Raw genomic sequence first — 26,217 nt, forward strand, 5'->3', positions numbered from 1 at the left:
TAGAAAATCTTACCAATAAGGCTAAAGTGATATTTTTAAAGCCGTTAAACGCTTTAATACAAGATCACGATCAAGCAAAAGCAAGAAACTTGCTAGCTCTGGCCCTGATTGCTCACCAGTCAAAGCAACGCGCAAAGGATGAAAGAGATCTTTACCCTTGCGGCCAGTTTTATCTTTAATGGCTGCAGTCCAATTTTTCCATGTGGTTTTATCCCATGGGCTTTCTGGCAATAGTTTAGCAGCTTCGCTAAGGAATTCTTTTTCTTCTGGCTCAGCAAAGGTGAGGTCGCTATTATTGGCAATATCCCACCAATGTGTTGCATCGCAAACTTTGGTCAAATTTTCATGGACCACATTCCAAAAATCTTCAGCCTTATCGCCATTGATACCAAGTTTGGCTAAACGATCTTTAACATCATTATAGCTATATTTATGGACGATTTGCATATTTAATGCATTAAGATCAGCAGGATCAAATTTAGCTGATGATTTTGAAACTGATTGAAGGTTGAAATGGCTAGCAAGCTCATTCATATCAAAACAGGAAATGACATTTTCAGCCGTGCCGGTAAGGGTGGCAAGCGAGCTTATCGCCATTGGTTCTAAACCATCTTCGCGAAGGCTGCGTAATGATAAATCACCTTTGCGCTTGGATAGGCCTTCGCCTGAAGCTGTCGTTAAGAGATTGATATGACCAAAGTTTGGTACATCACCACCCAAGGCTTCAAAAATGGCAATTTGAACACCAGTATTGGTAACGTGATCGTCACCACGAATAATGTGGCTGATCTTCATTTCGATATCATCGACAACTGATGGTAAGGTATAAAGATAAGTGCCATCTTCACGCACGAGAACAGGATCCGACATTGATGATAAGTCGATAACTTGCGGGCCGCGCACGATGTCATTCCAACGCACTTCACTGCGCTGGCGTTCAAATGGTGAGGATGCAAAATTAGGAAGCAAAAAGCGCCAATGAGGTTTGCGGCCTTCGTTTTCAAAAGCAGCTTTTTCCTCATCAGTTAATTTTAGCGCATCGCGTTCATAAATTGGTGGCAATTTACGCGATAATAAAATTTTACGGCGGCGGTCTAATTCTTCTGCGGTTTCATAACAAGCATAAAGCAAACCTGCTGCTTTTAGTTTTTCAACTGCCGCATCATAAACATCAAAGCGTTTTGATTGGTACCAAATTTCATCAGGCGTAATTCCAAGCCAATCAAGGTCTTGTCCGATGCCATCAATATATTCTTGTTTGGACCGTTCAATATCTGTATCATCGAAACGTAAGATATATTGCCCCTTATTGGTTAGCGAATATAACCAATTAAAAAGTGCAATACGTGCATTACCAATATGAATATAGCCCGTTGGTGAGGGCGCAAAACGAACGCGTACCATGGTTCTCACTTATCTTTATTCTTGTTGTAAGTTCTAAAGCAGTTTATGCCTTTAAGAGGTAAAATGCTTGTATTATTTCTTTTATACTGCCAATTGATAATTGTCGCGATAATTATCACAATTTTATTCAATATTAATCACCATTTACTTATCGCGGAAACGATTGGTAATCGGATAGCGTCTATCACGACCAAAATTCTTAGGCGTAATTTTTACACCCGGTGCCGATTGGCGCCTTTTATATTCAGCAATATAAAGAAGATTTTCAATGCGCTTTACGGTTTCACGATCAAAGCCACGCTCAACAATTTGTTCAATACCCATTTCTTGCTCAACCAAGCATTCTAGAATATCATCAAGAACCGGATAAGGAGGCAAGCTATCTTGATCTGTTTGGTTTTCCCGCAACTCTGCGGAGGGTGCTTTTTCAATAATGTTTTGCGGAATAACCATGCCTTTAGGGCCTAGGGCACTTTCTGGGCGATGATGATTGCGCCAATCAGACATAGCATAGACTTGCATTTTATAAAGATCTTTAATTGGGTTAAAGCCACCATTCATATCGCCGTAAAGCGTTGCATAGCCAACCGACATTTCCGACTTATTGCCTGTGGTTACCACCATTGAACCAAATTTATTGGAAATAGCCATAAGAATTGTGCCGCGTGTACGGCTTTGTAAATTTTCTTCGGTGATGCCACTATCCGTACCTGCAAAAACTCCATCAAGGGCAGATAAAAAGCCTTCAACTGGGGCAAAGATCGGCACAGTTTCATATTTGCAGGTTAATAATTTGGCACATTCTTCCGCATCAGAAAAAGATTCTTGCGATGTATATTTATAAGGCAACATAATTGCCCTAACGCGTTCCGCGCCAAGCGCATCAACCGCAATTGCGGCACAAATAGCAGAATCAATACCGCCAGACAGACCCAAAACGACATCTTTAAAGCCGTTTTTATTAACATAATCGCCAAAACCAACCATACAAGCACAATAGTCCGCTGCAAGGCCTTCCAACAATTCTTCATTTGGGCCGTTTAAGAAATTCCAGCCAAATTGGTTCTCTTCCCATTCGGTTATGCTAAGATCCGATTGGAAATGTTTCATTTGAAAGGCAAGATTGCCGCCGCCATCAACGCCAAAAGATCCGCCATCAAAAACCAACTCATCTTGGCCGCCAAATTGGTTGACATAGATTAAAGGTAACTGACAATTTTGCGCTTGAACCGCAGCAACAAGTGGTCGGCGTGCAGGCTTATTGCGTGTATAGGGGGAGCCGTTGATGACAATCATCATTCGCGCCCCTTGCTCGGCTAAATATTTGCAAAATTCCTCATCATTCCAGATGTCTTCGCAAATGGGCAATCCAAGACTTATACCGCGATATTCGATCGGCTCCGGCATTGGGCCACAGCTAAAGACACGCTTTTCATCAAATTCGCCATAATTGGGTAAATCGACCTTATAGCGCTCGCCGATGCAGGTACCATGGTCGAGAACCATGACACTATTATAGATTGCATCATCTCTATGCAGCGGTGTGCCAATGATTATGCCAGGCCCACCATCCAATGTCTCCTTGGCTAATTCCATCACGGCTTTTTCGCAAGCCTTGGTGAAAGCTGGTTTTAGCACAAGATCTTCTGGTGGGTAGCCACTGATAAAAAGCTCGGAAAAAACAATGAGATCCGCGTTTTGTGCTTTGGCTTGCAGTCGCGCATCACGGGCAAGTTGCAAGTTTTTTTCAACGTCGCCCATAACGGGATTTAATTGTGCAATGGCAATGCGCAAAATTCGATTATGATTTTCATTGGTCTCGGTTTTGGTCATCACGTTACCTATAAATCTTTACTTTTATGAATATGTGGTAGAAGAATTAGAGCGTTTTCCGAAAAGTGTGAAGCGGTTTTCAGAAAAAAACGCGGTGTAAACAGTGGATTGGAGCGCGGATCTGATCCAATCAGATCGAAATGCGCTCTAATTATTCAGATATGCTTTAATGTTTTGTTAAATTGATAGCAAAAGGGCCACTTGGTAAACCAAATGGCCCTTATTTTTTAATTAGCCGCAACCTTACCCGCGCTTTCGGCATCGCGGTCACGCTTTAACAGCTCCGCCACCAAAAACGCTAGTTCAAGAGCCTGATCGGCATTAAGACGAGGATCACAATGGGTGTGATAGCGGCTTGATAAATCATCACCGGAAATAGCTTGGGCGCCACCAATACATTCGGTGACGTTTTTGCCGGTCATTTCAATATGGATGCCGCCTGGATGGGTGCCTTCCGCACGATGCACATTGAAGAAAGTTTCAACCTCTTTCAAGATACGATCAAATGGGCGGGTCTTATAGCCAGCAGCCGTGATAGTGTTGCCATGCATTGGATCGCATGACCAAACTACCTTACGACCTTCACGCTCAACCGCGCGAATAAGTTGCGGCAAATGATCTTCAACCTTATCATGACCAAAACGTGCAATAAGGGTTAAACGACCTGCTTCATTTTCTGGATTTAAAATATCAATAAGGCGCAAAAGATCATCTGGTTCTAAGGATGGACCACATTTCAAGCCGATTGGGTTTTTAATGCCACGGCAATATTCAAGGTGAGCATGGTCGGCCTGACGCGTGCGGTCGCCAATCCATAGCATATGGCCAGAAGTTGCATACCAATCACCACTGGTGGAATCCACCCTTGTCATTGCTTCTTCATAACCAAGCAGCAAGGCCTCATGGCTGGTGAAAAATTCTGTTTCACGCAGCATGTGGTTGGTTTTGGCAGTGATGCCAATGGCGCGCATGAAATCCATTGTTTCGGATATGCGCTGGGCTAGTGCCTCATAGCGTTCACCTTGTGGACTATTGGACACGAAGCCAAGCATCCATTTATGGACATTTTCAAGATTGGCATAACCACCCTGAGCAAAAGCACGTAAAAGATTAAGAGTTGCAGCCGATTGGCGATAGACCATGGCCATGCGTTGCGGATCTGGAATGCGCGACTTTTCGTCAAAGTCGATGCCATTGATAATGTCACCGCGATAGGATGGTAGTTCAATACCATTAATTGTTTCAAAATCACTGGAACGAGGTTTAGCAAATTGGCCGGCAATACGCCCAATTTTAACCACTGGCTTTGAAGAACCAAAAGTTAGCACAACAGCCATTTGCAAAAATACACGGAAAAAGTCACGGATCGTATCAGCTTCATGCTCGGCAAAGCTTTCGGCGCAATCTCCGCCCTGCAGCAAAAACGCCTTACCTTCAGCAACATCAGCAAGCTCGCTTTTAAGGTCTCTTGCTTCCCCAGCAAAAACAAGCGGTGGGAAACGGCTTAAACGGCTTTCGACATCGGCCAAAGCGGCGGCATCAGGATAGGCTGGAACCTGTTTAATCGGCATTGATCTCCAGCTGTGCGGTGTCCAGTTTTTTGTCATGGCTCTTAACTCACTTACCTTAATTCAAAATCTGCGTGAGGTCTCTCCCCAGAAGATAGTGAAACTTATAAGACATATAAATAGAAACTTCTAGTGCTGATTGTAATAATGGCAGCATTTGCTGCCATTTGTTTTCTAACATTTATTTAGATTAAAGATTAACTATCAATACGCACGCCGCTTTTATAACTATAGCTTGGCTTATACATGGTAACCAATTCTTCAGCTGCGGTTGGATGCACGGCCATAGTTGCATCAAAAATATCCTTGGTTAGTTTGCCTTTGAGGCAAATGCCAAGAATTTGAGCAAGTTCGCCTGCATCACGGCCCATTATATGCGCGCCAACCACAATGCGGCTATCGCCATCCACAATCAGCTTGGTTAACATGCGTTCGCTATTTCCTGAAATTGTATTGCGCATCGGGCGAAATAATGCGCGGTAAACCTCAATATTGGCATATTGAACAGCGGCTTCTTCTTCCGATAGGCCCACAGTGCCAATTTCTGGCTGTGAAAATACCGCTGTTGGAATAAGATCATGATCGGGCGCTGTCGGATTGCCATGAAAAGCAGTTTGCAAGAAGCACATTGCTTCATGAATAGCAACGGGGGTTAATTGCACACGGTCGGTGACATCGCCGACAGCCCAAATATGAGGATTGCTGGTGGTAAGATATTGATCGACAATAATTGCGCCACGCTTGTCGGTTTTAATGCCAGCTTTTTCAAGGCCAAGGCCAGATGTATGGGGAATGCGTCCAAGTGCTAGCATAACTTGCCCAGCTTCTAGCAATTCACCGTTAGATAAGATAACGTTATAATCTTCACCGGTTTTAGCAACCTGCTTGATTGATGCATCATAAATAATTTTAATGCCCTTTTGGCTCATTGCATCATGCAATAATTGGCGCAAATCATGGTCAAAGCGGCGTAGGATTAAATCACCACGATAAACCAATGTTGTATCAACACCAAGGCCATGAAAAATATTGGCAAATTCAACGGCTATATAACCGCCACCTGCAATGACAACAGATTTTGGTAATTGCGGTAGGTCAAAGACTTCGTTGGAAGATATGCAATATTCACCGCCTTTGATTTGCTCAGCGCCCTGTGGTCGGCCACCCGTTGCAACGAGTATTTTTTCGGCGGTTATTTTTTCACCGGTATTTTTAACTAAAATTGTATGCTCATCAACGAACTCAACGCGGCTTTCAAAAATAGTAACCTTACTATTTTCTAGCCCCATACGATAAAGGCCTTCAAGTCGGGTGATCTCGGTGTCTTTTTGGTTAACAAGATAGCGCCAATCAAATTTTGGCTCATTAATTGTCCAGCCAAAGCCTTTTGCGTCATGAATGGTTTCGCGATAATGAGAAGCATAGACATAAAGCTTTTTAGGAACACAGCCACGAATAACGCAGGTTCCCCCCATGCGATATTCTTCCGCAAGGCCAACTTTTTTACCCAAAGCGCCAGCAAGCCGCGCTGCGCGCACACCGCCAGAACCACCACCAATAACAAATAAGTCAAAATCAAAAGAAGACACAATCAACTCCAAAATCTATGCGCAATCGGCAATTTCTATTAAATTAATGACTATTGCATAAAACAATAATAGGCAATTATTTTAGCTGTTTTAGGCTTATATTCATTATACGCAATACTATTAATGACTTTATATAGGGAGCGATGAATGAGGCTTTTAGTGCTGCGTGCCTATTAAATCCGTCTTATTAAATTTTGAGCTACTTGGATGAAACGCATATTTGAATTAAAGAGCCTGTTAAAAGCAAAAAGACCTTAGCCATTATAGCTAAGGTCGGTTTGATAAAACGAAATAAATTTCGCTAATTTTATTAATTTGCAGGCTTAGCTTCTTCAGTTGCAGGCTTAGCTTCTTCAGTTGCAGGCTTAGCTTCTTCAGTTGCAGGCTTAGCTTCTTCAGTTGCAGGCTTAGCTTCTTCAGTTGCAGGTTTTGCTTCTTCGGTTGCAGGTTTTGCTTCTTCGGTTGCAGGCTTAGCTTCTTCGGTTGCAGGCTTAGCTTCTTCGGTTGCAGGTTTTGCTTCTTCGGTGGCAGGCTTTGCTTCTTCAGTTGCAGGTTTTGCTTCTTCGGTTGCAGGCTTTGCTTCTTCAGTTGCAGGCTTAGTTTCTTCATTGTCTGCTTTTGGTGCATTTGGATCAACAAAAACACCATCTTTTATAAAGGTGGCATTTAATTCTTTACCAACATTAGCAGCCAAGTCCTGCGCAATTGCTTGACGCCAAACATCAAAAGCTTTGATTGTTTCGCCAACAGCTTCAGGCCCTTTGCTTAGCAGTTTTTTACCTGTTTCAGAATTATAAAATGCGGCAATATCATTCAATTCTTGCTCTGAAAAATACTTAGCATAGGCATAGGCAGCTTCCCGCTCTAGATCAGCGCGACGAGAAACCAATGCCAGAGCTTGCTCATCAACAATATCAGAAATCTGTTTTTGCAAATTAGGGTCGCGGCGCATTAATTCATTTTTCAATTCGCGAGCGGTTCCTGGAAGGAATGAATCAAATTGATCTGTCGCATGAATTGCAGAAATAGCTTTTCTAGCGGCCTGCAAATGGCCTTCCGTTACGGATTGCGCAAAGCTTGGCAATAGACCTAAACCTAGGATAGCTGCCACTGATAAAGGCATAGTCATTTTTTGCGCAATACGGCGAACATTTTTTGCAATAGTCATAAACTAATTTCTCCAATTTAAATCCCATTATTATGGGATCGTCATTTTCTTTTGGTAAGATTTTACCAAGCCAAATCACGATTTGTCTACAGTTTTTTAAAATAATCTAGCAATAAACAATCTAGCTATAAACAATGTTTCAAAAAAACAACGTGTTGTCCTATATTGTCTATTTGCTCAAGTTTAAACAATTTGAACCTGAGCACTTTTTTAAACATAGTTTATACAATAGATGTTTTTGCGTCCTAAAAGGAGTTTTAACCGTTTATTGCATTAATATGTTAATGTTTTTTATAAAATATACCTTTTGCCGTTAAATTATGTGCTGACAATGAAGTAATATTCAACCAATTTATAAAAGTTTACCCAATATTTTAAATGGTCGAACTCTAATAGCTGTGTGATTATTTTTCATAGTCACGGCAAAAGGCTGTTTAGCTCCGTAAAACTGATATTTGCCCATCTTCGTCTGCAATAACCGCAATGCCAGCAAGACCAAGAAACATACCATGTTCAACAACGCCAGGGATAGCGACCAACGCATCTGCAAGAGCCTTTGGTTGAATTATTTCGCCAAAACTTGCGTCAAGAATAAAATGCCCACCGTCCGTTATATAAGGTTTGTTGCCATCATGGCGTAATCGCACTGCGCCACTTAGCCCAAGGGTAAGCGCCGCTTTTTCAATAGCGTGTTTTGTTGCAGCTAAGCCAAATTGATTAACTTCAATAGGTAAAGGAAATGCTCCGAGTTTTTCGACTATTTTTGAGCTATCGGCAATGACGAGCATTTGTTTTGAAGCTGCTGCAACAATTTTTTCACGTAGTAAGGCGCCGCCGCCGCCTTTTATAAGGCTTAAATTAGGGCCAATTTCGTCTGCACCGTCAATGGTCAAATCAAGTTCAGGCATTTCTTCAAGTGTTGCTAAAGGAACACTGAGTTCGCGACAAAGATCCGCACTGCGTTGTGACGTAGGTACACCACATATACGCAAGCCGTCATTTACCCTTGCTGCAAGAAGTTTGATAAATTCATTTGCTGTTGAACCAGTTCCGATACCAAGACGCATACCGTCCGATACATATTCAAGTGCTTTTGCTGCAGCAGCAATTTTCAGTTGTTGAGCGTCTTGCATGATGATTCTATCCCTAAATACGTGTTTTCCATTACTACAGCATAATTTGAATTCTGTTAACCCTTCCTTGCTGTTCTATTTTGCGTAAAATGGTAATGTTATCCACAGGTAAAACTTAATAATAAGTATATACATAATATCAAATTTTTTGTAAAAAAAACCAAAAAAAGCGACATTTCTCTTTGCAGTTTAGACTCCCTCTAAACTATAATTAAAATATGCAATAGGACAGATTAAAAAATGCCGCTTAAACTTGTGTTTTAGTGTCATGTTTAATATATTGGCAAAATTCAATGGGTCAAACTCATTGTTTCCATTATTGAAATCAGTTTGGCGTCACCTTCTGGTTTTCTTTTAATGGCTGGTCAAAATCCTGGTAAGAGAGTTGACTAACATGATAGTTTGCCAATGTAATGTCCTTAGCGATAAAGAAATTGAAGGCATTATTTGGCAATTTCTTGAAGACGATTGCTGGACCCTTGTGGTGCCTGGTCGTATATTTAATGCTGCAAAAAAGCTTGGGCGCTGTTGCGGTTGTTTCCCGAACATAGTAGAAACAATTATCAAAGTAACAGAGGCTTACCACCTCGCTCATGTTCGCGATGAAGAGAAAGTCGTTGATTTTCTTGACAGAGTTCGCGCGCTGAGAACCAAGTTCGGGAGTATGGAATACCATGAAAGGCGACGCAAGAGTTATAGAGCGGCTTAATGAAGCCCTCTTTTTAGAATTGGGCGCAGTAAACCAATATTGGATGCATTATCGCTTGACTGAAGATTGGGGCTTGACCAAGCTTGCTAAAAAAGAGCGCGAAGAATCCATTGAAGAAATGAACCATGCTGATAAGCTGGTAAAGCGCATTATTTTCCTTGAAGGCCATCCAAATATGCAGACTCTTGCGCCATTGCGCATTGGTCAAACAGTTAAAGAAGTATTGGAATGTGATCTAGCTGGCGAATATGAAGCTCGCGAATCTTACCGTAAGTCACGTGAAATTTGCGCAGAACTATCTGACCATGTATCCAAACAGCTTTTTGATGAACTACTTGCTGATGAAGAAGGTCATATTGACTTCCTTGAAACTCAGCTTGAGCTTTTGAATAAAATGGGTGAAGCTATGTACATTCAGCTTAATGCTGGTAGTGCAGACGTAGCTGAATAATATTTTCTAAAATCTTATATAAACTATAGTGTTTATTACAAATTAATTTTGTAATGAAAGTGCTACTTTGTTTTTGTGAGCGGCGGTTATGTAATATAACCGTCGCTTTTTTTCTTTTAAGCCTTTGCAACCTTGTTCTGCTCGACACTCTTTTATCTAAATCAACAAAATTTACCCAAAGCCCCGCAACTGTCATTCATATGCAATAGTGTGTTTATAAAAGGATGCCAGAATATTATAATTAAAACATTCGTAGCAATGTCTGCAAGTGAAGTTCGGGTTTTTACTCCTGAGCTTGCCATGTTGTTTATGCGTCGGTTTGGGGAGCTATTCAGTGAACGCAAATTTTTTAACAATTGCATTTAAAACAGTACTTTTGTCATCTGTTCTTATCTTTTCAATACCAGCTTTTTCCCAAAGTTTTTCAATCAATAGTGGTGCAAATGTCACCAATCAACAAGTTTTGAAAGATCAAGAAAGCGGTACAATTGCTGAAGCTGGCAAACTCGATGTAACCGGCATTGCTATCTTGCAACGCGGCGCAGCTACCGGCGTTGTTATTGTTAATAATGGCACGATAAAAGCAAGTGTGCGTACGATAGACACCGATAATGCTGTACGTCAGCGGCACATTGAGCTTTATAATAATGGCGTAATTGATAGTGGCAATGATAGTTTTCGTATTCGCTCGGATGTAAGTGAAGGCTTCGTTCTGATTGATAATAAAGGCATGATGTCTTCCCAAACTGGTCAAGTTTTGGATTTTGCCGATATGACTAGTGGTGCAACACAGATAAGCATCAATAATAGTGGTATAATGCAGGCGCTAAATAATGACGCAATTATTTTAGGCGCGGGGCAAATTAGTATTGAGAATAGCGGAGCGATCATTGGTAGTCGGCGGGCTATTAACCTAAATGAAAATGGTACAATTTCATCGTTTGATTTGGTAAATCAGCAAAGCGGATATATTCAATCGATTGATGATGCCATTCGTATTGGTGCTAATCCTAAGGGAATTGAGAGAATTTTAATCACCAATTATGGCTCAATCTCAACTACTGGTACTGGGGCTTTAGCGGGGCAGGGTATTGACCTTAATAATGCCATTGCCAATTCTATTATCATTAAAAATTATGGCAGAATTGAAACTGCTGATGCCGATGCAGTTCGCCCGGGGCAAGGTGGGATTATTGAAAATTGGGGTGTAATCACTGGCCGTTCGGTTTCCGCCGATGGTTCGAGCGATGGTATTGATTATCAAGACAGTAATAGTGGAACAGTTGTCAACCGCGAAGGCGGTACAATAATAGGCGCAAGGCATGGTATAACAGGTAAGATCCCCATGCGCATTGTTAATGAAAAAAATGCCCTTATTTTAGGACAAAATGGTTCCGGCATTAATTATGATACGACGGCCGCTGCTGATCCTATGGAGGTTATTAATTACGGTATTATCCGTGGTGCCTTTAATCTTGACGCAGTTTATGGCGATGGTGATGGCGTTGATGTTGATGGTAGTGCCCATATTGAAAATTATGGAGAAATTTATGGCGATGGTTCTATTGGCACTAAGGTAGGTGATCCATCTCCGGCAACCAGTGAAGCCATTGCCATTGGCGGCGGCTCTATCATCAATGGTAGCGCGGCTTATCGTAATGCACTGATAAGCGGCGTTGATAATGGCATATTGGTGGATGATAGTGATACTGGCCCAGCTTTTGCCGCGATGGATATAATTAATTATGGGATTATTGAAGGGCGCTCCGGTTATGGCATCCGCATTATTAGTAATGATGATAATAGTATCAATAATTATGGTGTTATTCGCGGTACCAACAATTATGCGGTTATTTTTGGCGATGGTAATGACAACTTCATTTATCAAAATGGCTCATCGGTGCAGGGAGTTGTGGACGGGGGAAATGGCAATAATAGCCTAACTTTTGGCGAAGTGGCCGGTAATTTTGATGTCGCTAATATTGGTAATAATAGTGTTTATCGCAATTTCAGCCTAGTCAACTTTGCCGCAGCGAGCCATTGGCAATTTAGTGGCACGAGTGATTTTCAAGGCTCTATTGTGGTTGATAATTCTTATCTTACACTAAATAAGGCCAATTTAGATGCAGCCCATCTTAATATCGGAATTGACGGTATTGTTAACGGCAGTGGTCGTATTCAAAGCCTTAACATGAATGGTGGCCAGCTCGTTATAGATCGCAGCAGCGATAACGACGCTAATTTCTATAGCAATGCTGACATTATCCTTGCTAATGGCGCCCGCCTTTATGTCAATGGCGATGATTATAATGAACTTCTCAATACGAGCGGTCATATTGCGATGGATGGCAGCCCGATATTGACGATTGATAAGTTGGGCGGTTGTTATAGCCAAGGTGGTTGTACAATTTTTTCTGCTGCAAATGGGGTGAGTGGTAGTTTAACTGTTAATGGCAGTTTTGCTTTTCTTGAGCCGCAGCTAAATTATCAACCCAATGCTGTTATTTTGAATTTTGTCAGAAATAATAAAAACTTTAGTGATTTTACAATAACTACCAATCAATATGAAACCGCACATGCGGTGGATAGCTTATCGTCTTTAAATCCAGTGGTAAAGGCTATTGCTGTCTTAAACGAAAATCAAGTGTCACCGGCTATTTTTGATAATCTTAGTGGCGAAATCTATGGTGCAACGCGCACTAGCCTATTAATTAACAGCCGCTATATTCGTGATGCTATGACCCAACGCATGATGGGGCATGGTTATAATTTGCCGCATGAGCCAGTTTGGGTTTCGACTTGGGGGCATAGCGGTCGTATTAGTGGAAGTCTAAATAACCAAAAAGCAAGCAATGATAGTTGGGGGATTGCCTCAGGCTTTGACGGAGAAATTCGTGACCAGCTTTTTGCTGGTATTATGTTAGGATATGAAAAAACTAACATTAAGGATGTGCGCAATAGCAAATCAGATATTGATAGTTTGCATATTGGTGCTTATGCGATGAGTGAAATTAATAGCATTCATTTACGTGGTGGCTTTGCCTATAGCTATCTTGATGCAACAAGTGAGCGCCATATTTGGGTTCCAAATCTCGCTAGCACTGCGCGTGATGATTATCATGGTTGGCAAGTTCAGCTCTTTGCCGAGGCAAGCAAAGATTTTACCATAGCTGATAAGGCAGTCATCACACCCTATGCAAACCTTGCTCAGATTTGGTTGAAGTTTGATGACGTGCATGAGCATGGTTCCCTTGCTCGTCTTGATATTGCAGGTCGAACGGATTCGGCGACTTTCACGACGCTTGGGTTTCGCAGCCAAATGACGATTAATGCAATGCTTGCATTTTATACTGATTTGGGTTGGCAACATGGTTTTGGTGATGTTGATGGCAAAACAATCAATCACTTTGCAAATACACTAAATGACTTTACTATTCGCGCTGTCGGTCTTGATAAAGATATGGCGATGTTGGGGACGGGCTTTAGCGTTAAAATTAATGAAAGCAATAGTATCGCTTTTGGCTATAAAGGGCAGATAGGTTCGAATGTTTCCGATCATATGGGGCAAGTTACTTGGAAAATACGTTTTTAAAATAATGATTTAAACTAGTTATCAAAATATTCATATTTTGTTATAAGATTACTATTTTTATTTGTCTGCGCAATAGATAAAATAGTGACCTTGCAGCTAGTTGGTTTATAAGATATTATTTTAATAAAATAGATACTATATATTTTAGTGCCGCTGATTATACTTCGAAAGCTAGTTATGAAAAATAGCCCCGTTAACAATATTAGTATTGATGTTGAGCTTTTGCAAAAGATTGAGAAAATGGCCGCAATCAAAAATTGTTCAGTTGATGAGCTTATTTATGATGCGCTAAGTGCGTTTATTGCTCCTAATAATGAAGCAGAAGTTTTAAGAGAAAATATCATGCGTGCTTATCAAGAAAGTCATAAAAAATATGCCAGCCTTTATGAAAGGCTTGCCCAATGACTTTATATTTACGGCCAATTGAAGCGGAAGCTATTCATAAAGACCAAATCGCACGTTATGGCGGCGGTGATGGTATTCGCGATTATGGCTTGTTTGAAGCTGCCCTTTATCGGCCGCAACAGGGTTATTATTCTAGCCTTTTACAAGAAGCGGCTGCTCTTTCGGAAAGCTTAGGGCAAAACCACCCCTTTATTGATGGTAATAAGCGTACGGCTTTTGCCGTTACCTATACATTTTTAGCGATCAATAACATTAAAATAACAGCGAATGCTGATGACATATTTGATTTTATTATTAAGCAGTATGATGCAAAAGCATTTACATTTGCTAATCTTGAAAAATGGCTCATTCATAATACTAAATAGCGCAATTAGGGCACATTTTATGGTTTAATTCATTTAGGCTCTATACCATTTTCACTTAAAATATACCAAAAGATCGAACAATCAGCCTTCAAGTGGTTGTGTTTTATAAAAAGGCTTCCTAAATAGACTTATGATTGCGTCGTTAATTGCTCAAGAAGGATGACGGCGGCAGATTAGGAGTACATTATATGATAGATCACAAACCAAATACAATTTACGGCACGACCATTGTTACAGTAAGAAAAGGTGGCAAGGTGGTTATTGCTGGTGATGGTCAGGTATCGCTTGGGCAAACCATTATGAAGGGAAATGCCCGCAAGGTACGCCGTATTGGTTCATGTGGCCATGTTATTGCCGGTTTTGCTGGTGCAACCGCTGATGCTTTTACTTTGCTTGAACGCCTTGAAGCAAAGCTTGAACAATATCCAGGTCAATTAATGCGAGCAAGTGTCGAACTTGCCAAAGATTGGCGTACCGACCGGTATTTGCGCCGTCTTGAGGCTATGATGTTGGTTGCCGATAAGAATGTAACCCTTGCTTTAACCGGCCTTGGTGATGTGCTAGAGCCTGAAGATGGTATTATGGCTATTGGATCGGGTGGTAATTATGCTCTTGCGGCAGCACGCGCCCTTGCTGATACCGATATTGATGCTGAAACTATTGCACGCAAAGCGATGAAAATTGCCAGCGATATTTGTGTTTACACCAATAGCAATTTCACCGTTGAAACATTGGACGCTGAATAGACATTATCTTGGTAAATTCTGGTAGAAAACCATTTATATTATTTGAATTATAAAAGCTGAAAGTATTATTAATGAGTAATAATTTTTCTCCCCGTGAAATCGTATCGGAACTTGATCGCTATATTATTGGTCAAAAGGACGCAAAGCGTGCCGTTGCTATTGCTCTTCGTAACCGTTGGCGCCGTTTGCAATTGGAAAGCCCAATGCGCGAAGAAGTTATGCCAAAAAACATCTTAATGATTGGACCGACAGGCGTTGGTAAAACCGAAATTTCACGCCGTTTGGCGCGTCTTGCTGGTGCACCTTTTGTGAAAGTTGAAGCAACCAAATTTACTGAAATTGGTTTTGTGGGTCGTGATGTTGAGCAAATTATCCGTGATCTTGTTGAAGTAGCAATTAATCTTGTACGTGAAAAAAAGCGCGAGGAAGTTCGCGCTAAAGCCGAAGTTAATGCTGAGGAACGCGTTCTTGATGCGCTGGTTGGTAAAACTGCAAGCCCTTCAACGCGCGACTCATTCCGCAAAAAATTGCGTGAAGGTGAGCTTAATGACCGTGAAATTGAAGTTGAAGTAAGCGATAATAGCAATTCTGGTGCGCCAACTTTTGATATTCCAGGAATGCCCGGTGCCCAAATGGGGGTAATGAATATTGCTGACATTTTTGGCAAAATGGGTGGTCGTACCAAAACCCGAAAAATGACGGTTGAGGAATCTTTCAAACCATTAATGACCGATGAGTCAGATAAATTATTGGATGAAGAACAAGTCATTCAGGAAGCATTACGCCTTACAGAAAATGAAGGCATTGTGTTTATTGATGAGATCGACAAAATTGCAGTAAAGAACTCTTCTTCTACTAATACGCCGCGTGAAGGCGTGCAACGTGATCTCTTGCCATTGATTGAAGGAACAACCGTTTCAACTAAGCATGGGCAAGTTAAAACTGATCATATTTTGTTTATTGCATCGGGTGCTTTCCATATTTCCAAGCCATCGGATCTATTGCCAGAATTGCAGGGGCGTTTGCCTATTCGTGTTGAATTGAATGCGCTAACCCGTGAGGATTTCCGTGCAATTTTGACCGAGCCAGAGGCTAGCCTTATTAAGCAATATATTGCTTTGATGAAAACTGAAGGTGTGACGTTAGAATTTGCCGAAGATGGTATTGATGCTTTGGCCGATATTGCTGTCGATCTAAATTCTACGATTGAAAATATTGGTGCAAGGCGTTTGCAAACGGTTATGGAGCGTGTTTTGGATGAAATTTCCTTTGCTGCCCCTGATCGAGCTAATACCAGCCTTACCATTGACGCTGACTATGTGAAAAAGTCAGTTGGTGACCTTGCTGCCAATACTGATTTATCACGCTTCATTTTGTAAATTTGCATAAAATATTCTGCCCCAACGACATAAAGTTGGGGCAGATTTTAACTGTTTAGCTATTATTGGCAATTTCTGCCGCATCCATATTATCTTCTTGTTTTTTCCATGCGCCAGCCGTTTGTGGTTTTACAAAAAATCGCACTATTTCAGGAATGGCTTGTTTAAGTTCAACTTCCAATCGCTCGACACAATTCTCAATTTCCGGTGCGGTCAAATGATCTTCAAATTCAAGACTCAGATTAACAAGAATCTGATGTGGTCCAAGTTGTGCTGTTAAAACGCCATTGACCTTTTGCACGTCTTTATCTTTTGATGCAATATCGATAATTGTTGCCTGCATTTCAGGTAAAGCTTGCTCGCCTACTAAAAGCCCTTTACATTCTCGTGCTAAAAATATGGCTGTTAAAGCCAATACTAAGCCGATACCCATCGAGGCAATGCCATCATAAATTGGATTATGGGTGACTACACTTGCAGTAATTCCTAAAGCCGCAATAAATAAACCCAGTAAGGCTGCGCTATCTTCAAACAACACTGAAAAAACGGTAGGATCTTTTGATTGCCTTACTGCCGCAAAATAGCCGAGCTGCCCTTTTTGCATGCGAAAGGCGCGCAGTGCAACAAACCATGATGCCCCTTCAAAAATAATAGAAGCACCAATAACAATATAGTTCACAAAAACATCGCGTATTGGTTCAGGATTTAAGACATGGATAATGCCTTGATAAAAGGAAACCCCAGCACCAAGCGCAAAAACCAATAGAGCTACAATGAAACTCCAAAAATATAACTCTCTGCCATAACCAAAAGGATGGGTGCGGTCGGCAGTAAGGGCGGCGCGCTTTAAGCCATAAAGCAATAATAATTCATTGCCGGTATCGGTAAGTGAGTGTACGCCTTCGGACATCATTGCTGACGAGCCAGTAAAAAAGGCCGCAAAAAATTTGGTTATCGCTATAAAGAAATTACCGGCAAGCGCCGCATAAATTACAGTTTTTGAGCCTTTTGGTGCCGCCATTATCGGATTTCCTTAAACTATGGCAGAAATGGATTGTTGCCTTTAATCAAAGAGCTTTCAATGTCTTTTGGCTTGGATAGCAATCTGCAGCTAAGCCGTTTTTTTGCTGCCATTGACCTATGGAGCGGCGTGTTTTAAACCCTGCCAAACCATCAGCCTTGCCGATGTCATAGCCTTGTTTTTGCAAATATTGTTGGATTTTTAAAACGTCTGATCGCAGCGTAACATCAACATTTTGCCATTTTGCGAAAAATTGCGGCGTGCCACCAATGCCATCAGCGACATGGCCAATATAAACTGCATAAAGATCGCTCATATTATAGCTTTTAATGACATAGAAATTGGGTGTCACCAAAAAAGCAGGCCCAAAGCGACCCGCTGGCATTAATAATGAAGCTGGCGTTTTTAGATCTGTATTTGAAAAACTGCGCCTATCAGCGCGCTTTACGCCAAGCTGTTGCCACTCTGCAAGGCTTTTTCGCATGTCTGGCCCTTCCAAAGCACAAGAAACGCTTTGCGGTAAAATCACCTCGTACCCCCAGTTAAATTTACTATCCCAACCTTCTAACTTTAGATAATTGGCAATAGAGGCAAGGCTATCGGGGACACTTTGCCAAATATCGCGATGGCCATCACCATCAAAATCAACGGCATGTTTCAAATAAGAGCTTGGCATAAATTGTGGTTGTCCTAATGCACCCGCCCAAGAGCTTTTTAATTCATTGGCATTTATATAGTTTTTTTCAACGATAATAAGTGCGCTTAACAACTCATTTTGAAACATCTCTTTACGGGTTGCCATAAAGGCTTTGGTTGCTAAAACCTCAAAAGCATCATAGGGAATTTTTACACTGCCATAGGCTGTTTCTCTTCCCCAAATTGCAAGAATAATATTTTCTGGTACGCCATAGCGTGTTTTAATTTGTGATAATAATTGCTCATATTGGCTTTTACGTTTCTTACCGCCATCAACAATAATTTTAATTTTTTGCTCATCAAAATAGCGGGCAGGGGAGGAAAACTCCGCCTGACTTTGTGGCTTTTGCGGCTTAGGTGCAGCGCCCGGTATAACAAGATCAGGCAGTTTCCAATTGATTTTAACATTCTTTAACGCGCTATCAAAAGTTTGGCGGCTGATACCATTGGCTTTAGCAATGGGCCAAAAATCATTTTCCAGCCATTGCTGAAAGTTTTTTTCAATTTGTGGCTTGTTTACTTGTGCAAATGCCGTTGCAGTTAAGCTAAACAGACAAAGGCATATAATGATAAAATAAGATTTTATGCTCCATAGTTTCATTATAAAAATTCCTTTTAATCTGAAAATTTGCTTTAGTTGTAATCTCTAGTGTTTATCAGCCAATCGGATAATTCTACCACCGATGGAAATAATAAATCACAATTGTTTTGCAACTGCTCTTTGCTGCCAGTACCTGATAAAACGCCGATTGCAAGACCTGCATTGGCGTTGCGTGCGGCGCTTATATCGTGATTATTGTCGCCAATCATGGCAATTTCATCAAGATTAAGTCGCGTTGTCTTGCTAAAAAGCATAATTTGATCGCCTGCCGGCTTGGCATTTTCAACAGAGTCCCAACCGATAATTTCGCTGAAATATTCTTGCCAGCCAAATTTTTCGACACATTTTTTTGCACTTAATTCAGAATCATTTGTAGCAATGCCAAGGATATAGCCTTGTTGTTTCAGTGTTTTTAAACTTTGACTAATACCATCAATTTCGCAGACATAGAGCATAGATCTTTCTGCCCCATGATTGCGGTATTCAAGCACTTTATTATCAATTGCCACGCCTTCAAGTTCTGGATGCCATAATTTGACAAGGTCAAGCAATGAACCAGACGCCATTGGGCTGTCGCCCTTAAAACGTTCCGTTGTAAAATCATAGCCACCTAATTCTAAAAGGTCGCGCGCTTTATCATCATCGCCATTGGCTGCCATTAAGGCTTGCTCATAGGCGATAGCAAACCATGTCTTTTCAAAGTCGATTAATGTACCATCTTTATCAAATAATAGGCCACGAATTTTGCGTAATTTTGTTATAGACATAGTTCACCAATTGAAAAATAATAAAAGCTTATACCATATTATTATAGGTCATAATTAAGATTATGTACCAAATTTATTGTGTAAAATTTAAATAAAAATATTTTTAAAAGCTATATTTAAGACATAATATAATTGTTGAATTTTATAGATTTATGCAAAGTTTGAACAAATATTCCGATGCAAAAAAGGGGTAAAAATGTCGAGAAGACCAATAATTTTAATAGTCGTAGGTATAATTGCGCTAATCAATGCTTTTGTGTTTAAACCAAATGTTTCTGAAGCGCCGAATGATTTAAGAATTGCTTGTGAAAATAAAATTCGAAATATGGGCACTGATGGATTAGATTTTATAGATAGGTGTAAAGAATTAACATTTGCAACTGCAACAACATCTACTAATGCGCATGCTGCGGCGCAGGCTATTAGTTCTGCAAATAAATCAGATGTTTTGTTAGATACAGTGCAAAAATTCCTCTGGGGATTGGGAGGGATTCTTGTGTTTTTGGGAATTCTTATGATTTTTCGGCGCAAAAAGAATAACTCTTAGTTTTTAACTTAATTAACTAAGAGCTTTGAGTTGGGAAATGAAATCGAAGTGATTTATTGATCCAACTTAAATAACGAAATAAATAAATCAGTGTTTATTATTGGCAAAAAGCGCAGCTGATGATTAAGTAATGGCAGCTGCGCTTTTATATCTTATTATGACTTGTTTCGCTGTGATTGAATATGAGCAAGTAATCCGAGTGTTGATGCATCGCGATTTTGTGCTTTTTTCTCGCCGCTTACCATAGGCAATAATTCAGTTGCTAAAGCTTTGCCCAGTTCAACCCCCCATTGATCAAAGGAATTAATATTCATTAACACGCCTTCAACAAAAACCCGATGTTCGTATAAGGCGATTAAGCGGCCAAGAGCATAAGGGGTGAGCAAGTCTTGCATTAAGGTTAGTGTGGGTCGGTTGCCATCAAATTCCTTATGCGGGCAAAGGTTTTCCGCATCATTTTTGCTCATGCCTTGCTGTTCAAGTTCGTCACAAACGGATTTTTCGCCTTTACCGACCATTAAGGCCTCTGACTGCGCTAAGCAATTGGCAAGCAGCATATCATGCTGGCGTTGTAGTTTTGGCTCATGCCCATTCACTGCAACGATAAATTCAATCGGTATAATATCTGTGCCCTGATGTAAAAGCTGGAAAAATGCATGCTGGGCATTTGTGCCAGGTTCGCCCCAAACCAGAGGACCAGTTGGTGTGGTTACCGGCATACCGTTAAGGTCGATATGTTTGCCATTTGATTCCATATCAAGCTGTTGCAAATAGGCTGGGAAACGCTGTAAACGCTCTTCATAGGGGATGATAGCACGTGCAGGATAATTACAAATAACACGATGCCAATAGCCAACTAAACCAAGCATCATTGGCAAATTGGTATTAAGTGGCGCATCTTTAAAATGCATATCCATAGCATGGGCACCGGCGAGGAATTTTCTAAATTGTTGGGCGCCAATTGCAAGCATTAATGAAAGGCCAATGGCTGACCAAATAGAATAGCGACCGCCAACCCAGTTCCAAAAACCAAAGGTTCGCTCATGGTCAATGCCAAATTCTGATACTTTATCAAGCGCTGTCGAAACTGCGGCAAAATGCTTGGCAACCGCTTCTTCGCCAAGGGCATTGCAAATCCATTGCCGCGCCACGCGGGCATTGGTCATGGTTTCAGCCGTGGTAAAGGTTTTTGACGAAATGATAATTAATGTTGCCGCAGGATCAAGTGGCTTTAAGACATCGGCAATATTTGCACCATCCACATTGGAGACAAAATGACATCTTGGGCCATCATGATAAGGTTTTAATGCGGCCGTTGCCATACGTGGCCCAAGGTCAGAGCCACCAATGCCGATATTGACAATATCAGTAAAGGCTTTGCCACCGCTACCATTAATATCGCCATCGCGCACTGCGGTTGAAAATTTAGCCATACGGTTTAATACGTCATGGACATCTTCAACAATATTTTTGTCGCCTAGGATAATTTTGCTGTCTTCTGGCATGCGTAGTGCAATATGAAGGACAGCACGCTTTTCAGTAATATTGATCTGGTCGCCGCGATACATGGCATCACGGTGGCCAACAATATCTGCTGCATGGGCAAGGTCATCAAGCAGACATAGGGCTTTTTGGCTTAATGCAGTTTTTGAATAGTCAAATAATAGGTCTTCAAAATTAAGCGAAAATTTTTCAAAACGTTGCGGATCATTCTGAAATAAGGCGCGTATGTCAAAGGACGCGTCATTTTCTGCGTATGCTTTTAATGCGGTCAATGCTTTGTCAAACTGAGCTGCATCACGTGCCATATTATCCACTCCCATTTATAGGATTCATTGTTTAAATAATTAAATAAAATCTTTGTCGAAACTCTATCAGTAAAAATCTTCATAAAATAGGCAAAATTATTCTTTAAAATATTAGCCTGTTAAATTTTTTTAAAAAATTTAAATGATAAAGACAATCATTAATGACAAACTTAATAGATCATATTTCTGAGACTTTAAGTTAATAGGGTTTGGTTCTAATTTTAAATAGTTTATAGTAAATGATTAAAAGGAAAATGACATTTTTGCATTGATGATATAAAATGCACATAAATTTTGTAATCCTTGCGCCAAAATAAGGAATATGACGTGGAATTAAAGGGTGAGGAATATATTGCAGCTAGCCCTGATGCGGTTTGGCGTACTTTAAACGACACAGCTTTACTCATTGATTGTATTCCTGGTTGTGAAAAGTTGGAGCGGGTATCTGAACATTTGATCGAGGCGACGATCTTGGTTCATTTAAGCCTAATTAAATTGCGCTTTCATGGGCGGCTAATTCTGTCTAATTTAAATCCACCTTATTCTTATACAATTGCTGGCGAAGGCGAGGGATCTGTATCGGGTCTTGCAACTGGTAAAACTGACATTAGTCTTGTGGCCGATGGTGATGGTACCATATTGAGCTATGTGATGTATGGGTCAGCTGAAGGGAAAATTGCCAAATTGGGTTCTGCTCTATTGGCAGGTGTTGCTCGAAAAATAGCTGATAAGTTTTTTGCAAACGTATCGAAAGTAGCAAGCACATTGCCAAATAGGAATGATGCGAATTGCCCAATATAAATCTTGTAAATTGGAAGAAAATTATATGGTTTTGAAACGCCGTGAATTTTTAAATATTGGTTTAAAAGCTGGTTTGGGATTGAGTTTTGGACCACTTTTTTTGTCGGTTAATAGTGCAGTGGCTAATCCACAACAAAATGAGCAACGGGCATTGGCGCTAATAGATGCTGCGCGCGCACAAATTGGCGTTACAAGGTTTTATAATGGCGCATACCAAAAAATTTCCTATCCCAATGGTGATATTGATCGCAGCATAGGTGTTTGCACCGATGTGGTGATAAGAGCTTATAGGGATGCTTTTCAATATGATTTACAAAAGCATGTGCATGAAGATATGGCTGCTAGCTTTGGGCAATATCCTAAGATTTGGGGTTTAACGACGACCGATCGCAATATTGATCACCGCCGGGTACCTAATTTGCAAACATTTTTTGTAAGAAAAAATGCACGTATTCATCCAAAGCTTGATGTGACTAATTTGCAAGCCGGCGATATTGTGACGCAAACGGTTAACGATAAATTGCCTCATATCGTTATTATATCGAACCAAAAAAATGCTGATGGTATTCCTTTAGTCATTCATAATATCGGCCGTGGTACACAAGAAGAAGACCGCTTGTTAGAGTTTCCCCAAACCGGTCATTATCGCTTTTTATGCTAAATTTTGGGCAATTATTATATGGCGTAATGGGTTGTCAGATTGACGCTAACTGCGTTTTTTAAGACTTTTAGTTTTATGCAAGTTCGAAATACAAAACGATCTCATGCTGACAGTTTTTAACGCAATAGATAACCAAGATATTAATAGCTGGTTGCATAAGACAGCGGCCATGTTCATCTATGCTTTGCAACTTATCCTTAATAAAATTGCTTTGTATTTATTTTAAGTTTTGCATTTATCATCAGCCTATTATTGCGCTTACATTATCAAATCCATACTTTGAGTAATAAATAACAATTAACCGCCATTTTGTGTGGCGAATGGAAAATCCATAAAATTTCATTATTGCTATTGCAAATCATTTGCAATAGTGTCAAAAATAAAGTGAAGCTGATTTCAAATGTTTCATTTGTGCCTTTGGGATCAAAAGCAAGCTCCTTTTATATGAATTTATGAAATGAATGGTTTGGCATCCAATGTTATATATTCCTGAAGAAATAAGAAAAGGTTTGCTCGCCCAGCAAGTCTTAACCCCCAAACAAAAACAAGCAATTGCGAACATGTTGCGGTCAGTCGATGTGCGCCCAACGCGACCAAGGCTTATTGTTGCCCATTGCCTTTTTCGCGAAAAGAATAGGCGAGTTACACCTGATGAGCTATATCGTGAGGTGACCGATGGGCGGTTATTTATATCACTTGCAACGGTTTATAATTGTCTCAACTTATTTGCTAGCGTTGGTCTTTTGCGCAAATATAGCATCACCGGCGATAAAACTTATTTCGATACCAATGTTGAGGGTCACCGCTTTTTTTATTGCAGTGATAGTGATGCCATTTTGCCGCTTGCCGTACCTATGCTCTCACTTGTTAATCAGCCCGATATCCCCGATGGATTTTATTTAGATAAGGTGGATATCATTATCCATTTAAAACAAAAAGATCGCAAAAGGCTGAAGTGATTTCGAGTCAAAAAGCCGTTGGTGGTGGATAAACTATTTCCTAATTTTAATGACAATCATTTAAAGAGATGAAATTATGGGATTCTATACTGATAATGGTAAGGAAAATTCCAAGCAAGATTGCAAAGAGACTGCGTCGCAAAAGTTGCGTGTGATTAGTGGCGGCGACCAAAATTGGCAAAATTATACAAAATTGGCCAATGAAGCTTTTAAGCATGGCAACATAGAGCAGGCAGTGCATTTTTATAGCCAAGCATTTAATGAAGCGGAAATTTTGTTTCATGCAGCGATCACCGGCGAGGGGCGCGATACTGCACCGATGCTTTACAATATCTCCTGTCATAACTTAGCAGCTTTAGCAATGTGGCGTAATAATCGGTTAGAAGCTGATTATTATTATTACAAAGCCTATCACCAACTTTTTGATATAGCTTCTGCGATTGATACTTTGCCAAATTTACGGCTGGCTTGTGTTCAGCATTTGAAATTTTCATTAATTGCGTTGGTAGATCATTTAGTAAAACATCAATTCGATAGGGATCATATTATCCAACTTAAACAGGATGCAGCAAAGGTTGCGTTAAATGTTTATCATATGGCTGAGCATATGCTTAAAGCCAAGCAGGATTGCCCTCATTGCTCGCTGGCTTAGGCTGGATCATCACCTTGATGCTATGGGCGAGGATAATACTAAAACGGTCTGTGTTTGGTCAATTTGTTGCAGCGAGAATAGATAAATAATTGAAACAAAATAAAAGGATAGGATATCCATGCTTAATGATGATATGAAAAATATGTTGGCCAAGCAATTGCCCATTCAGGCAACTACCAGTAAAGCTGGAATACCCGATATTGGCCCAAAGCGGTCATTAAGAGTGTTTGATGATAATAGTTTAATATATAACGAAACCACAGGTGGGCAAACGCTGCAAAATTTGATTGATGGTTCAAAAATAGCTGTTGCAGTTATTGATCGGGAGGCCTTGGATGGCTATCGGTTTATTGGGCGTGCTGAAATCTTTGATGATGGTGAAGTGTGGGAACAGGCGAAAGCCTATGCTATAGAAAAGGGTTTGAAAGAACCTAGATGTGCTGTGCTTATTCATATTGAAGCAGTATTTAGCCTTCGTGCAGGGGCAAGCGCTGGCCAAAAAATTAGCATATAAGGATAAGTTTTCTACTGCATGCTTTTTTTTAAAGTTATAAGTAATAAGCATGCAGCCTTTGCTGGGGTGGGCACTTCATTGCTTTTATATAGACCATTTATTCGTCTATACTAAATTGCGTTCAATTCGCTGTAGTAATTTTGTCAAAAGAATAATTTCATCATTATCAATTCCATCTAATGCAGCTTTTTCTATTGCATTAAGATGGGTTTGCAGCTCGTTGACAATATTTATCCCTTTTGATGTGAGTGAGACAAAGCTTTGGCGATGGTCTATTGTTGATGTATTTTTTTGCACAAAGCCTTGGGTGGAAAGACGCAGAACTGTTTTCGTAATTGTTGGTGGTCGCACACCAAGCTCGTTGGCAAGCTGACCTAATGTCAAATCGCCTTTCAGTGAAAGGGTTATCAAGACACTCTCTTGCCCCGGGTAAAGGCCTTCCTTTTGTAATTCTTGCGCTAAAGAGGTGCGCAAAAAACGTGATGTTGTTTGAAGTTTTGTTAAAAGACCTTGTCTGTCGGGCATTGTCGGGCTCGCTAAAAAAAGCATCCTATCAAGTGAATAAAAGTTATCAATTCAGATGCTTATGTTTTAAGTGACCTAGTTGTCACAAATTGCAAAATGTTTTTGTCTCATTATGAAACTTAAGAATATCATAATAATCTACTATGCGATGATTTTACGGATATTATCAATGTTTATTTTAGTAAATTAGGATGTTATTGGGTTATTTCAACATAAAATATGTTTTTATTTATGATTATGTACCGTCACATTCTGTTAAGCTTTTTCTTAATTTGATGTTTACAGGCTGAGATGATTGTGGAATGAGACGCTTACTTATTTTA

24 protein-coding genes are annotated in these 26,217 nt (G+C 40.4%); 13 read left to right on the top strand and 11 right to left on the bottom strand.

All coding sequences use genetic code 11. From position 1 onward, the window contains the following. Window positions 1-21 precede the first annotated feature (21 nt). From gltX to rpiA, 6 genes are all read right to left on the bottom strand, one after another. Entirely contained in the window at window positions 22-1,404 is a 1,383-nt protein-coding gene (gene gltX, locus N5852_RS04555; RefSeq protein WP_262099236.1) for a glutamate--tRNA ligase, read from the bottom strand. 144 nt (window positions 1,405-1,548) lie between these two features. After that, the gene (locus N5852_RS04560; RefSeq protein WP_262099237.1) at window positions 1,549-3,237 is read right to left on the bottom strand and encodes an NAD+ synthase; all 1,689 of its coding nucleotides are present in this window, start codon (window positions 3,235-3,237) and stop codon (window positions 1,549-1,551) included. Between the two features lie 227 nt (window positions 3,238-3,464). Then, entirely contained in the window at window positions 3,465-4,844 is a 1,380-nt protein-coding gene (locus N5852_RS04565; protein WP_262099238.1) for a class II 3-deoxy-7-phosphoheptulonate synthase, read from the bottom strand. 158 nt (window positions 4,845-5,002) lie between these two features. After that, complete coding sequence (gene gor / locus N5852_RS04570; protein ID WP_262099239.1) at window positions 5,003-6,394, bottom strand: glutathione-disulfide reductase; 1,392 nt, start codon at window positions 6,392-6,394, stop codon at window positions 5,003-5,005. Window positions 6,395-6,704: 310 nt separating this feature from the next. After that, window positions 6,705-7,562, bottom strand: a complete 858-nt coding sequence (locus N5852_RS14685) for a DUF2059 domain-containing protein (RefSeq protein WP_315973235.1) — start codon at window positions 7,560-7,562, stop codon at window positions 6,705-6,707. A 434-nt stretch (window positions 7,563-7,996) separates the two neighbouring features. Then, window positions 7,997-8,695 (bottom strand): ribose-5-phosphate isomerase RpiA, encoded by a 699-nt coding sequence (gene rpiA, locus N5852_RS04580; protein ID WP_262099241.1) that lies wholly within the window; start codon window positions 8,693-8,695, stop codon window positions 7,997-7,999. 394 nt (window positions 8,696-9,089) lie between these two features. Here rpiA and N5852_RS14690 point away from each other — a divergent pair, with 394 nt between their 5' ends. The 7 genes from N5852_RS14690 to hslU all read left to right on the top strand — a co-directional run bounded on the left by N5852_RS14690 (window position 9,090) and on the right by hslU (window position 16,342). Further along, the gene (locus N5852_RS14690) at window positions 9,090-9,404 is read left to right on the top strand and encodes a (2Fe-2S)-binding protein (RefSeq protein WP_315973241.1); all 315 of its coding nucleotides are present in this window, start codon (window positions 9,090-9,092) and stop codon (window positions 9,402-9,404) included. Then, window positions 9,370-9,855 carry a bacterioferritin gene (gene bfr / locus N5852_RS04585; RefSeq protein WP_262099242.1) on the top strand — a complete coding sequence of 162 codons (486 nt, stop codon included), beginning with the start codon at window positions 9,370-9,372 and terminating at the stop codon, window positions 9,853-9,855. Before N5852_RS14690 ends, bfr begins: the two co-directional genes overlap by 35 nt. Before the next feature lie 334 nt (window positions 9,856-10,189). After that, window positions 10,190-13,447, top strand: coding sequence for an autotransporter outer membrane beta-barrel domain-containing protein (locus N5852_RS04590; protein ID WP_262099243.1), 3,258 nt, complete (start codon window positions 10,190-10,192; stop codon window positions 13,445-13,447). A 177-nt stretch (window positions 13,448-13,624) separates the two neighbouring features. Continuing rightward, window positions 13,625-13,852, top strand: a complete 228-nt coding sequence (locus tag N5852_RS04595) for a hypothetical protein (protein WP_262099244.1) — start codon at window positions 13,625-13,627, stop codon at window positions 13,850-13,852. After that, window positions 13,849-14,217 (top strand): type II toxin-antitoxin system death-on-curing family toxin, encoded by a 369-nt coding sequence (locus tag N5852_RS04600; RefSeq protein WP_262099245.1) that lies wholly within the window; start codon window positions 13,849-13,851, stop codon window positions 14,215-14,217. The genes N5852_RS04595 and N5852_RS04600 overlap by 4 nt, the downstream gene beginning before the upstream one ends. Window positions 14,218-14,405: 188 nt before the next feature. Beyond that, window positions 14,406-14,963 (top strand): ATP-dependent protease subunit HslV, encoded by a 558-nt coding sequence (gene hslV, locus N5852_RS04605; protein ID WP_262099246.1) that lies wholly within the window; start codon window positions 14,406-14,408, stop codon window positions 14,961-14,963. A 71-nt stretch (window positions 14,964-15,034) separates the two neighbouring features. Next, a complete protein-coding gene (hslU, locus tag N5852_RS04610; RefSeq protein ID WP_262099247.1) occupies window positions 15,035-16,342 on the top strand; it encodes an ATP-dependent protease ATPase subunit HslU in 1,308 nt (435 codons plus the stop codon). 55 nt (window positions 16,343-16,397) lie between these two features. Here hslU and N5852_RS04615 read toward each other — a convergent pair whose 3' ends face one another. Genes N5852_RS04615 through N5852_RS04625 form a run of 3 tightly spaced genes read right to left on the bottom strand, consistent with a single transcriptional unit; the run spans window position 16,398 to window position 19,427 of the window. Further along, window positions 16,398-17,363 carry a cation diffusion facilitator family transporter gene (locus tag N5852_RS04615; protein WP_262099248.1) on the bottom strand — a complete coding sequence of 322 codons (966 nt, stop codon included), beginning with the start codon at window positions 17,361-17,363 and terminating at the stop codon, window positions 16,398-16,400. 46 nt (window positions 17,364-17,409) lie between these two features. Further along, window positions 17,410-18,660 (bottom strand): lytic murein transglycosylase, encoded by a 1,251-nt coding sequence (locus N5852_RS04620; protein WP_262099249.1) that lies wholly within the window; start codon window positions 18,658-18,660, stop codon window positions 17,410-17,412. Between the two features lie 32 nt (window positions 18,661-18,692). Continuing rightward, window positions 18,693-19,427, bottom strand: a complete 735-nt coding sequence (locus N5852_RS04625) for an HAD family hydrolase (protein ID WP_262099250.1) — start codon at window positions 19,425-19,427, stop codon at window positions 18,693-18,695. A gap of 196 nt (window positions 19,428-19,623) precedes the next feature. On the opposite strand from N5852_RS04625, the gene N5852_RS04630 reads away from it, so the two are divergent. Next, complete coding sequence (locus N5852_RS04630) at window positions 19,624-19,974, top strand: hypothetical protein (RefSeq protein ID WP_262099251.1); 351 nt, start codon at window positions 19,624-19,626, stop codon at window positions 19,972-19,974. A gap of 155 nt (window positions 19,975-20,129) precedes the next feature. On the opposite strand, the gene pgi is transcribed toward N5852_RS04630, so the two are convergent. Beyond that, window positions 20,130-21,782 (bottom strand): glucose-6-phosphate isomerase, encoded by a 1,653-nt coding sequence (gene pgi, locus N5852_RS04635; protein WP_262099252.1) that lies wholly within the window; start codon window positions 21,780-21,782, stop codon window positions 20,130-20,132. A 327-nt stretch (window positions 21,783-22,109) separates the two neighbouring features. On the opposite strand from pgi, the gene N5852_RS04640 reads away from it, so the two are divergent. From N5852_RS04640 to N5852_RS04660, 5 genes are all read left to right on the top strand, one after another. Then, a complete protein-coding gene (locus tag N5852_RS04640; protein WP_262099253.1) occupies window positions 22,110-22,583 on the top strand; it encodes an SRPBCC family protein in 474 nt (157 codons plus the stop codon). A gap of 25 nt (window positions 22,584-22,608) precedes the next feature. Beyond that, a complete protein-coding gene (locus N5852_RS04645; protein WP_262099254.1) occupies window positions 22,609-23,244 on the top strand; it encodes a DUF1287 domain-containing protein in 636 nt (211 codons plus the stop codon). Window positions 23,245-23,720: 476 nt separating this feature from the next. Next, window positions 23,721-24,203: a Fur family transcriptional regulator gene (locus tag N5852_RS04650; protein WP_262099255.1), complete on the top strand. Its 483-nt coding sequence runs from the start codon at window positions 23,721-23,723 to the stop codon at window positions 24,201-24,203. Between the two features lie 76 nt (window positions 24,204-24,279). After that, window positions 24,280-24,855, top strand: a complete 576-nt coding sequence (locus tag N5852_RS04655; protein ID WP_262099256.1) for a DUF2753 family protein — start codon at window positions 24,280-24,282, stop codon at window positions 24,853-24,855. 118 nt (window positions 24,856-24,973) lie between these two features. Further along, a complete protein-coding gene (locus N5852_RS04660) occupies window positions 24,974-25,369 on the top strand; it encodes a pyridoxamine 5'-phosphate oxidase family protein (RefSeq protein ID WP_262099257.1) in 396 nt (131 codons plus the stop codon). A gap of 105 nt (window positions 25,370-25,474) precedes the next feature. On the opposite strand, the gene N5852_RS04665 is transcribed toward N5852_RS04660, so the two are convergent. Then, window positions 25,475-25,894 (bottom strand): MarR family winged helix-turn-helix transcriptional regulator, encoded by a 420-nt coding sequence (locus N5852_RS04665; protein ID WP_262099258.1) that lies wholly within the window; start codon window positions 25,892-25,894, stop codon window positions 25,475-25,477. Between the last annotated feature and the right edge of the window lie 323 nt (window positions 25,895-26,217).

Source organism: Bartonella sp. HY328 (assembly GCF_025449335.1).
In the GTDB taxonomy this organism is placed as follows: Bacteria; Pseudomonadota; Alphaproteobacteria; order Rhizobiales; family Rhizobiaceae; genus HY038.